This is a genomic window from Streptomyces sp. NPDC005483, assembly GCF_040606035.1.
Lineage (GTDB): Bacteria > Actinomycetota > Actinomycetes > Streptomycetales > Streptomycetaceae > Streptomyces.
Genome location: NZ_JBEXEA010000004.1, coordinates 238266 through 248903, shown reverse-complemented (window position 1 = coordinate 248903; position 10638 = coordinate 238266). Strand labels below are relative to the sequence as shown.

Genomic DNA, 10638 nt, shown 5'->3' with positions numbered 1-10638 from the left:
AACGCCGCGACCACGCCCCGGCCCGGCAGCCTGCCATGCTGTGTGATCGCGAGCCCTCACGGACTGTCACGGAACCCAAGGTGGACAAGGTGGCCAAGCCGGCCGGAGTGGAAGCCAGTACCGCGCGATCCGACGCGCCACCGCTGACCGAGCGGCAGGAGGCGCGGCGCCGCCGCATCCTGCACGCGAGCGCGCAACTGGCGAGCCGTGGCGGGTTCGACGCGGTGCAGATGCGGGAGGTCGCGGAGTCCTCGCAGGTGGCCCTCGGCACCCTCTACCGCTACTTCCCCTCCAAGATCCATCTGCTGGTCGCCACCATGCAGGACCAGCTGGAACACATGCACGGCACGCTCCGCAAGAAGCCGCCGCAGGGGGAGACGGCGGCCGAGCGGGTCGCGGAGACCCTGATGCGCGCCTTCAGGGCGCTCCAGCGCGAGCCGCATCTGGCCGACGCGATGGTGCGCGCGCTGACCTTCGCGGACCGCAGTGTGAGCCCGGAGGTCGACCAGGTCTCCCACCAGACCACGCTGATCGTCCTGGACGCCATGGGCCTCGACGACCCGACGGCCGAGCAGCTCTCCGCGGTCCGCGTCATCGAGCACACCTGGCACTCGGCCCTGATCACCTGGCTCTCGGGCCGCGCCTCCATCGCCCAGGTGAAGATCGACATCGAGACGGTGTGCCGGCTGATCGACCTCACGGAACCCCGGTCCCGACCAAACCGGCCCTGACCGACCGCGCCCCTCACCGACCCCGCCCCTAGCCGACGGCCGCGAGCCCGCTCCAGCTCCGTCCGGTCTCCGCCTCCCCCGCCCACCGCTCCAGCAGTCGCCGGGCCTCCCCCTCGGGGGCGCCGAGCGAGACCTGCTGGGCGCCCGCCTCGACGGAGCGCTCCTGGGTGTGGGTGCCCTCGCTGCAGCAGGCGCACAGCACACGGACGCTGCTCGCGGGTTCGGCGCCGAAGCCGTGGTCGGTGAACAGCTCGACCAGTGCCTCCAGGTCGGCCGTCTCGCCCGCGGCCACCGTGACCTCCAGGGTGGGCAGTTCGGACGCCTCGAAGAGCAGGAGTTCCTCGAAGACGGGGTAGGTGGAGCCCTCGACGACCCGCTCGCCCTTCGGTTCGCCGTCGTGGACGACGATCTCGCCGTAGCGCCGCCCGCCGGTGACGGGCACGCTGACGACCCGGCCGCGGGTGGGGCACAGCCGCTCGATCCAGACGACCTCGCGCTCGCCGGTGTCGAGGCGCACGCAGGCGTACCCGAAGCCGTCGTCGATCGGCCCCTCCCCGTCCCGGAGCCGGATGCCGAAGCCCGTCCAGGCGTCCCTCGCGGTCGCCCAGTCACGCTGGATGGTGGCAGCGACGCCGAGGTTCCAGTACGCCGGGTCGCCCTCGCCGCGCGGAGAGCGGGCCGCGGCCTCCCGGCCGAGCTCGTACGCCTTGGCCCAGTTGCGCAGGAACTTGTGGGCGAGCGCGGCGTCGTACCACCAGGCCGCGCTCGCCTCCAGGTCCGGGAAGTGCGCGAGCACCCGCTCGTACAGCTCGGCGGCGCACAGCCACTCCTCGGCGTCCCAGGCCGCACGCGCCTGCTCGATCAGCTCTCTGGCCTCGGACTTCTCCACGTTTCTTTCCCACCCCATCGGTCCCGATCGACGACCGCAGGAGCGTACGCCCACACGCGAAGGACCTACGAGACGGGTTCCCTTCGCCGGCATGGTCCGGATCAGGTCCTGGGGGTCGCCGTCGAGCCTTCCCGATGCTCTCCGGCCTCTCAGCCCTACCGTCGACGTCGGCCCCGGCGGAAACCTTCGCATCTCGCCCGAGTCGGCTACTCCGGTGGGACTCCCTCACTCGTCTCGTAGGCCTGACTCCAGAATAGAACGCGAGACCGGGAATGAAACCCATCAAAACATGATTTTCTCGACGTCTACTCCTCCGGTGGGAACACCGGCTCCCCGCTCCCCAGGAGGCTGATCATGATGGCCTCCACCGGGCAGTTCTCCGCCGCGGCCAGGATCTTCTCGTTGGCATCGGCCTCCGGCTCGGCGGGGTGGGACTGACGGGCGGTGTCCAGGCGGAATCCGTCGGGGGCGGTGTGGACGCACTGCGCGGAGCCGATGCACAGGGAGCGGTCGACCTCGACGTGCCAGCGGTCACCCATCGCCGCTCACGCCTCCCAGCCGGCCGGCAGATGGATCATCTTGTGCTCCAGGTACTCGCTGTATCCCTCCGGGCCGAACTCCCGTCCCAGACCGGAGTTCTTGTAGCCGCCGAAGGGGCCGAGCATGTCGAGGCTGAAGGTGTTGACGTTGTAGGTGCCGGTGCGGACCTGCTTCGCGACCTCGATACCGCGCTCGACGTCGGCCGTCCACACGCTGCCGGAGAGGCCGTAGTCGGAGTCGTTGGCGATCTTCACGGCCTCGGACTCGTCGCCGTAGGGGAGCAGGCAGATCACGGGCCCGAAGATCTCCTCCCGCGCGATCCGCATCGAGTTGTCGACGTCCCCGAAAAGCGTCGGCTCGACGTACCAGCCGCGGTCCAGGCCGGCCGGACGACCGCCACCGGTGAGGATCTTGGCGCCCTCCTCCTGGCCGATCCTGATGTAGTCGAGGTTGCGGCGCTGCTGGCGTTCGGCGACCAGGGGGCCGACCTGGGTGGCGGGGTCCAGCGGGTCTCCGACGACCAGTGAACTCGCCGCCGCGGCGAGGGCTTCGGCGAACTCGTCGTAGCGGGAGCGGGGCAGCAGGATGCGGGTCTGGGCCACGCAGGCCTGGCCGTTGTTCATCCAGGCGGACGGGACGATCCCGGCGACGGCCGTCTCGACGTCCGCGTCCGGGAGGACCACGGCCGCCGACTTGCCGCCCAACTCCAGTGTCACGCGGGTGAGGTTGCGGGCGGCGACCTCCATCACGCGCTTGCCCGCGCCCACCGAGCCGGTGAAGGAGACCTTGTCGACCCCCGGGTGTCCGACCAGGTACTCGCTGACCTCGCGGTCGGCCGGGAGGATGGAGAGGACCCCCTCGGGCAGCCCGGCCTCCTTGGTGATCTCGGCCAGGATGTACGCGTCCAGCGGCGATTCGGGCGACGGCTTGAGCACCACCGTGCAGCCGGTGAGCAGAGCGGGCGCGAGCTTGGCGGCGGCGACGAACTGCGGGACGTTCCAAGGGACTACGGCGGCGACGACCCCGACCGGCTCGCGGCGCACGAGGATGCGGCCGAGGACTCCGTCGCGGGTCTCCTCGTACGTGAAGTTCCGGGCTACGGTGATCGCCGAGTCCCAGACCATCATCGCGCCGAGGGCCTGCGCGAGGACGCTCCAGGAGTACGGGGAGCCGTTCTCGGAGGAGATCACGCGGGCGATCTCCTCGTGCCGTACCGCGATGGCGTCCTTGATCCTGGTGACGACCTCGATGCGCTCGTCGAGCGTCATCCGGGGCCAGGGCCCCTCGTCGAAGGCGGTGCGCGCGGCGGCGACCGCCGCGTCCACGTCCGCGCGGGAGGCGTGCGGCACCCTTCCGATGACCTCCTGGGTGTGCGGGGAGATCACCTCGATGACGTCCTCGCCCAGGGGGTCGGTCAACTCCCCGCCGATGAACAGCTGTCCGTGTTCCACGAGCTCGGTCATGGCGAACGCCTCCCTGCGGCGGCTTACTGACGAACCATCAGATACGGAACTGATACCAGTTCCACTCCGAGGAGTCCACGGGCCGCACGCCGTGGCTGTTGGTGACCTCGGGCTCCCATCGAAACTCGTTCTAGTTATAGTGACCGGAACGCGGGTGATTGGGGAACTCATGGCGCAGGTGCACGACCATGGCGGAGGCGTCCGGTCCGTCCAGGTGCCCATCCCGGACAACCCCCTCGGCCACACGCTCGTGTACGTCGTGGACACCGACCGGGGGCCGGTACTGATCGACACCGGCTGGGACGACCCGGACTCCTGGGACACCCTCGCCGAGGGGCTGACGGCCTGCGGCACCTCCGTCGACGAGATCCACGGCGTGGTCATCACCCACCACCACCCCGACCACCACGGCCTGTCGGGCAAGGTGCGGGACGCCTCCGGCGCCTGGATCGCGATGCACGCGGCGGACTCCGCGATCGTGCGGCGCACCCGGGAGACCCGGGCCGAGCGCTGGTTCACCTACATGACGGCCAAGCTGGAGGCGGCGGGCGCCCCCGAGGAACACGTGGCCCCCTTGCGCACCGCACGCCGCCGCGAACTCCCGGGCTTCTCCCCCGCGCTGCCCGACCGCGAGATCGTCCCCGGCGAACTCCTCGACCTCCCTGGCCGCAGGCTCCGCGCGATCTGGACCCCGGGGCACACCCCCGGCCATGTCTGCCTGCACCTGGAGGAGGAACACCCGGCCCAACTGCCCGGCCACGGGCGCCTGTTCTCCGGTGACCACCTTCTCCCCGAGATCACCCCGCACATCGGCCTGTACGAGGACCCCGACGACGCCACCGTCACCGACCCCCTCGGCGACTACCTCGACTCCCTGGAACGCGTCGGCCGGCTCGCCCCCGCCGAGGTCCTCCCCGCCCACCAGCATGTCTTCAGCGACGCGAGCGCCCGGGTGCGGGAGCTGCTCGCCCACCACGAGGAACGCCTCACCGACCTGCGTTCCCTCCTCGCCGAGCCCCTCACCCCCTGGCAGCTCGCCGAGCGCATGGAGTGGAACCGGCCCTGGGACCAGATCCCCTACGGCTCACGGAACATCGCGGTCTCGGAGGCCGAGGCGCATCTGCGGCGGCTGGTGAAGCTGGGGCGGGCGGAGGCGGTGACGGGGAGCGATCCGGTGACGTACGTGGCCGCCTGAGGACACGGGCCTCACCTGCGCAGGTTGCACAGGGTGCTCTCAGGCGCTTCCCTACGGGCGAGTACAGTAGCCAGGTCGTATCACACCCGTACGGGGGGAAGCCGGTGCAATTCCGGCGCTGACCCTCCCCCAGTGCCTTAAGGGCCTGGGAGGTGCCCCCATCGCGAACCGTCCCGCCGACGGTGAGCCGGACTGCCCCGTGCGTTTCGTGACCGGCTCGCGCGCACCGGCAACCGGCCGGTGTGCGGCACCGTCGAGGTATACGGAGCCGAGCCGCCCGGGGGTCCTCCCGTGCTGCCCGGCTCTCCGCAGGGAGAAGGGCATCCGCCGATCATGAACGTCCGCCGCAGCGCCGCGGTCCTGGCCGCCACCGTCGTGATCGGCACGGCCGCACCCGCCGTCGCCGCCTCGCCGTCCCCCTCGCCGTCCCTGCCCTCGGGGCTGTACGGCAACAGCGACCCCACCTACGACGGGGTCTGGCGGCAGTCGTTCGCGCTCATCGCCCTGTACCGGGTGCACGCGGAGCCCGCGGCCGCGGCCGTCGACTGGCTGGCCGGGCAGCAGTGCGAGAACGGGGCGTTCCCGGCGTTCCGCGCGAACCCGGCCAAGGCCTGCGACGCCAAGCTGATGGTCGACACCAACAGCACAGCGGCAGCCGCCCAGGCCCTGTCCGCGGTCGGCGGGCACGGCAGCGCGGTCACGAAGGCGGTGAACTGGCTGAAGTCCGTCCAGAACAAGGACGGCGGCTGGGGCTTCGCCCCCGGCGGGGCCAGCGACGCCAACTCGACATCCGTGGTCATGGGCGCCCTCGCCACCCAGAACATCCCCGTCTCGAAGGTCCGCGTCGGCGCGAAGTCGCCCTACGACGCCCTGCTGAAGCTGTCCCTGCCGTGTGCCGACGGGGGCGCCTTCGCCTACCAGCCGGACAAGAAGGGCAAGCTCAGGGCCAACGCGGACGCGACGGCGGCTGCCGTCCTCGCCGCGCGCGGAACGGGTCCGCTGACGGCGAGGGCCGGCACCACGAGGGAGACCACCTGCGCCGACGCACCGGACCTCACCCCGGAGCAGGCCGCGGCCAACGGAGCCTCCTTCCTCGCCGAGGCGGTCGCGAAGGACGGCTACCTGAAGTCCGTCCTCCCCGGTGCCGAGAACCAGCCCGACTACGGCAACACGGCGGACGCGGTCGTCGCACTCGCCGTACAGGGCGGTCCCGAGGCCGTGCGAAGGCCCCTGGCGTGGCTGGAGAAGAACTCCGCGAAGTGGACCCGGCAGAGCGGCCCGGCGGCCTACGCCCAGCTGATCCTCGCCGCCGAGGCGGCCGGCGCCGACCCGAGCGACTTCGGCGGCACCGACCTGGTGAAGCAGCTGACCGCGACGGGACCGGCGCCGGTCACCGCGTCCCAGGACGACTCCGGCACGTACGTCTGGTGGATGGTCGGCGCGGGTCTCGCCGCCGGGGCGGGCATCGGCTTCCTCCTCAGCAGCCGCAACAAGAGGAAGCAGCCGTGATACGGCGGGCGGTCCTCCTCTCCTTCCTGGTCGGTCTCCTCCTGGCCACCGTGAGCCCGGCCCGGGCCGCCGGGTACCGCTACTGGTCCTTCTGGGACCGCACCGGCACGACCTGGACCTACGCCACCCAGGGCCCCTCGACCGCGGTCCCCTCCGACGGCGACGTCCAGGGCTTCCGCTTCGCGGTGAGCGAGGACTCGGCCGACGCGGACAAGCCCCGCGGGACGGCGTCGTTCACGGCGATCTGCGGGGACACGGCGGTGCGGGACGGCCGTAAGCGCGTGGCGTTGGTCATCGACTTCGGTACGGCCGCGGACGCCCCGCCCGGCGAGCAGCCCCCGGCGAGCCGTACCGAGTGCGCGGTGGTGCCCCGGGACGCGACCGCGGCGGAGGCCCTGGCGGCGGCCGCGAAGCCACTGCGCTACAGCACGAATGCCCTGCTCTGCGCGATCGCCGGGTATCCGGCGGCCGGTTGCGGGGAGCAGGTGACGGGCAACGCGAAGAGGAAGCAACCGGGGAAGAAGTCGGCCCCGTCGGACGGCGGCCCGTCCGTGGGTCTGCTCGCGGGCCTGGCGGCGATCGCCGTACTGGGAGCGGCGGCGGTGTGGCAATCGAGGCGGCGCAGGAATGCGCCGTAGCTCATCCGTCCGGCCCGCCCCCCTGCACCCCGGCGCCTGGTGGCTCTGGTCCCTCTCCCTCGGGATCGCGGCCACCCGCACCACCAACCCCCTCCTGCTCGCCCTTCTCGTCGCCACCTCCGCCTACGTGGTGGCGTCCTGTCGCCGGCCCACCCCCTGGGCCCGCTCGTACAGCGCGTTCCTCAAGCTCGCCCTCGGCGTGCTCCTCGTCCGGCTCCTCTTCACGATCGTCCTCGGCTCGCCCGTTCCCGGCACCCATGTGCTCGTCACCCTCCCCGAACTCCCCCTCCCCGACTGGGCCCAGGGCATCCGCCTGGGCGGCAGGGTCACCGCGGAGTCCCTCGTCTTCGCCCTCTACGACGGCCTGAAGCTGGCCACCCTCCTCGTCTGCGTCGGCGCGGCGAACGCCCTCGCCAACCCGCACCGCCTCCTCAAGTCCCTCCCCGGCGCCCTCTACGAACTCGGCGTGGCAGTGGTCGTGGCCCTCACCTTCGCCCCCCATCTCATCGCCGACGTGCAACGCCTGCGCGCCGCCCGCCGCCTCCGGGGCCGCCCCGACACCGGCGTCCGGGGCCTCCTCCAGGTCGGACTCCCGGTCCTGGAGGGCGCGTTGGAGCGTTCGGTCGCCCTCGCCGCGGCGATGGACGCCCGCGGCTACGGCCGAACCGCAGAGGTCCCGCCCGGAGTTCGCCGTACGACCACCGCGCTCACCCTCGGCGGCCTGCTCGGCGTCTGCGCGGGAACGTACGGACTGCTCACCGCCGAGGGCGGCACGTACGGCATCCCGGTCCTCCTCACCGGTCTCGCCGCCGCCCTCGCGGGGCTGCGTCTGGGCGGCCGCCGCACCCCGCGCACCCGGTACCGTCCGGACCGCTGGACCACGCGGTCCTTCCTGGTCGCCGGCTCCGGCGCGGCCGTGGCGGCGGCGATGTTCCTCGCGGGCGCCACCGATCCGGCCGCCCTGCACCCCGGCGTGCTGCCCCTCGTCGCCCCCGCCCTCCCCGTCCGGCCGGCCGCGGCGGTCCTCCTGGGCCTCCTGCCGGCCTTCATCGCCCCCGCACCCGCACCCGCACCAGAGGAGCCGTCGTCGTGATCCGCTTCGAGGATGTCTCCGTGACGTACGACGGGGCGTCCGAACCCACCGTCCGGGGCGTCGACTTCGAAGTGCCCGAGGGTGAACTCGTCCTGCTCGTCGGCCCGTCGGGGGTCGGCAAGTCCACGATCCTCGGCGCGGTCAGCGGGCTCGTCCCGCACTTCACGGGCGGCACCCTGCGCGGCCGGGTCACGGTGGCCGGCCGCGACACCCGCACCCACAAGCCGCGCGAACTGGCGGACGTGGTCGGCACGGTGGGCCAGGACCCGCTGTCCCACTTCGTGACGGACACCGTGGAGGACGAACTCGCCTACGGCATGGAGTCGTTGGGCCTGCCACCGACCGTGATGCGCCGCCGGGTGGAGGAGACCCTGGACCTGCTGGGCCTGGCGCCCCTGCGCGACCGCCCGCTGGCCACCCTCTCCGGCGGCCAGCAGCAGCGCGTGGCGATCGGCTCGGTCCTCACCCCGCACCCCCGGGTCCTGGTCCTGGACGAACCGACCTCGGCCCTGGACCCCGCGGCGGCGGAAGAGGTCCTCGCCGTCCTCCAGCGCCTGGTCCACGACCTGGGCACCACGATCCTCATGGCCGAACACCGCCTGGAACGCGTCATCCAGTACGCCGACCAGGTCGCCCTCCTGCCCGCCCACGGAGAGGCACCGGTCCTCGGCGGCCCGGCCGAGATGATGGCCGTGTCCCCGGTGTATCCGCCGGTGGTGGACCTGGGGCGGCTGGCGGGCTGGGCTCCGTTGCCGCTGACGGTGCGGGACGCGCGCCGCAGGGCGGGGGAACTGCGGGAGCGGCTGGCCGGGCGAGCACTCATGGACGTCCCCCCGGCGGCCGACAGCGAGACCGAGTCCCCGGCCGAAGGCCGGGCGCCCCGCCGATTCCGCCGCCGCAAGCCGATCACCCCCACCCCCTCCCACCTCGCCGAAGTCCGCTCCCTCTCCGTTCGCCGAGCCCGCGTCCAGGCCCTGCGCCACGTCGACCTCACCCTCCGCCCCGGCGAGACCATCGCCCTCATGGGCCGCAACGGCGCCGGCAAGTCCACCCTCCTCAACGCCCTGGTCGGCCTCACCGAACCCTCCGCCGGATCGGTCCGGGTGGGCGGCGCCCAGCCCCACCGCACCGCCCCCCGGGACCTCGTCCGCCGAGTGGGCCTCGTCCCCCAGGAACCCCGGGACCTCCTCTACGCCGACACGGTCGCCGCCGAATGCCGGGCCGCCGACCGTGACGCAGGCGCCGCACCCGGCACCTGCCGCGCGCTGGTCGACGACCTCCTCCCCGGCGTGACCGACGACACCCACCCCCGCGATCTCTCCGAAGGCCAGCGGCTCGCCCTCGCCCTCGCCGTGGTCCTGACCGCCCGCCCGCCCCTCCTGCTCCTCGACGAGCCGACCCGTGGCCTGGACTACGCGGCGAAGGCCCGCCTGGTCGGCCTGCTGAGGGAACTCGCGGCCACCGGTCACGCGATCATGCTGGCCACGCACGACGTGGAACTGGCCGCCGAGCTCGCCCACCGGGTGATCCTGCTGGCCGAGGGCGAGGTGATCGCCGACGGCCCGGCGGCGGACGTCATCACCTCGTCCCCCTCCTTCGCCCCACAGGTCAGCAAGATCCTCGCTCCACAGCGGTGGCTCACGGTCACGCAGGTACGGCAGGCCCTGTCATGACCCGAGCCGTCCACCTCGGCCCCCGCTCCCTCCTCACCCTCGCCCTGGTCAGCGCCGTGGGCGTCGTCGCCTTCGGCTGGCCCTTCCTCGCCCCGCCCACCTCCCAGGTCGGCACCCACACGCAGGACGCCCCCTGGCTCTTCGCCGGACTGCTCGTCCTCCTCGTCGCGGTGGTCGCCGCCGCGCTCGCGGAGTCGGGGCTCGGCCCCAAGGCGGTGGCGATGCTCGGTGTACTCGCCGCGACCGGCGCCGCGCTCAGGCCGATCGGCGCCGGCACCGCCGGTATCGAGCCGATGTTCTTCCTGATGGTGCTCAGCGGCCGCGTCCTCGGCCCTGGCTTCGGCTTCGTGCTCGGGAACGTCACGATGTTCGCGTCCGCCCTGCTCACGGGCGGGGTGGGGCCGTGGATGCCGTTCCAGATGCTGGCGATGGGCTGGTTCACGATGGGCGCGGGTCTGCTGCCGGTACCGGCCCGCGCGCAGGGCCGTACGGAGGTCCGGCTGCTGGCCGCCTACGGCTTCCTCGCCGCTTTCGCCTACGGCACCGCCATGAACATGGCCGGCTGGCCCTTCATGGGTGCCCTGGCCTCGGACATCGCCTTCGACGCGCACGCCGGCGTCCCCGCCAACCTGGCGCGTTTCGTGGCGTACTGCCTGGCCACGTCCCTCGGCTGGGACCTGGGCCGGGCGGTGGTCACGGTCGTCCTGACGCTCACCCTCGGCCCGGCCCTCCTCAGGGGCCTGCGCCGGGCCACCCGGCGCGCCGCCTTCGAGGCCCAGGTCACATTCGAGGCGCCCGAGCGGTGAAGCGCCCCACATGACCCAGCTCACTTACTAAGGGGAACAGTAGGAACATTTCGGATATAACACCCAGCATGCACCCCCTCTGACCTGCAGCTTGAGAGCCG

The 10638-nt window shown here is 72.5% G+C and carries 10 protein-coding genes; 7 read left to right on the top strand and 3 right to left on the bottom strand.

Annotated features, from left to right (window positions below; translation table 11 throughout):
* The first annotated feature begins 80 nt into the window (after positions 1–80).
* A complete protein-coding gene (locus tag ABZT06_RS10125) occupies positions 81–731 on the top strand; it encodes a TetR family transcriptional regulator (protein ID WP_355737688.1) in 651 nt (216 codons plus the stop codon).
* Positions 732–759: 28 nt separating this feature from the next.
* Here the strand turns inward: ABZT06_RS10125 and ABZT06_RS10120 are convergent, their stop codons facing one another.
* The 3 genes from ABZT06_RS10120 to ABZT06_RS10110 all read right to left on the bottom strand — a co-directional run bounded on the left by ABZT06_RS10120 (position 760) and on the right by ABZT06_RS10110 (position 3623).
* Positions 760–1620: a tetratricopeptide repeat protein gene (locus ABZT06_RS10120; protein ID WP_355737686.1), complete on the bottom strand. Its 861-nt coding sequence runs from the start codon at positions 1618–1620 to the stop codon at positions 760–762.
* A 305-nt stretch (positions 1621–1925) separates the two neighbouring features.
* Positions 1926–2159: a ferredoxin gene (locus ABZT06_RS10115; RefSeq protein WP_355737683.1), complete on the bottom strand. Its 234-nt coding sequence runs from the start codon at positions 2157–2159 to the stop codon at positions 1926–1928.
* Positions 2160–2165: 6 nt separating this feature from the next.
* Positions 2166–3623: an aldehyde dehydrogenase gene (locus ABZT06_RS10110; RefSeq protein ID WP_355737681.1), complete on the bottom strand. Its 1458-nt coding sequence runs from the start codon at positions 3621–3623 to the stop codon at positions 2166–2168.
* 169 nt (positions 3624–3792) lie between these two features.
* On the opposite strand from ABZT06_RS10110, the gene ABZT06_RS10105 reads away from it, so the two are divergent.
* The 6 genes from ABZT06_RS10105 (at position 3793) to ABZT06_RS10080 (ending at position 10537) form a co-directional block, all read left to right on the top strand.
* Positions 3793–4818, top strand: coding sequence for an MBL fold metallo-hydrolase (locus ABZT06_RS10105; protein ID WP_355737678.1), 1026 nt, complete (start codon positions 3793–3795; stop codon positions 4816–4818).
* Positions 4819–5151: 333 nt separating this feature from the next.
* Positions 5152–6327 carry a prenyltransferase/squalene oxidase repeat-containing protein gene (locus ABZT06_RS10100; protein WP_355737675.1) on the top strand — a complete coding sequence of 392 codons (1176 nt, stop codon included), beginning with the start codon at positions 5152–5154 and terminating at the stop codon, positions 6325–6327.
* A complete protein-coding gene (locus tag ABZT06_RS10095; protein ID WP_355737672.1) occupies positions 6324–6965 on the top strand; it encodes an SCO2322 family protein in 642 nt (213 codons plus the stop codon). The genes ABZT06_RS10100 and ABZT06_RS10095 overlap by 4 nt, the downstream gene beginning before the upstream one ends.
* Positions 6955–8058, top strand: a complete 1104-nt coding sequence (locus ABZT06_RS10090) for an energy-coupling factor transporter transmembrane component T (RefSeq protein WP_355737669.1) — start codon at positions 6955–6957, stop codon at positions 8056–8058. The genes ABZT06_RS10095 and ABZT06_RS10090 overlap by 11 nt, the downstream gene beginning before the upstream one ends.
* Positions 8055–9731: an ATP-binding cassette domain-containing protein gene (locus tag ABZT06_RS10085; protein ID WP_355737666.1), complete on the top strand. Its 1677-nt coding sequence runs from the start codon at positions 8055–8057 to the stop codon at positions 9729–9731. Before ABZT06_RS10090 ends, ABZT06_RS10085 begins: the two co-directional genes overlap by 4 nt.
* Positions 9728–10537, top strand: a complete 810-nt coding sequence (locus ABZT06_RS10080) for an ECF transporter S component (protein ID WP_355737663.1) — start codon at positions 9728–9730, stop codon at positions 10535–10537. The genes ABZT06_RS10085 and ABZT06_RS10080 overlap by 4 nt, the downstream gene beginning before the upstream one ends.
* The last annotated feature ends 101 nt before the right edge of the window (positions 10538–10638 follow it).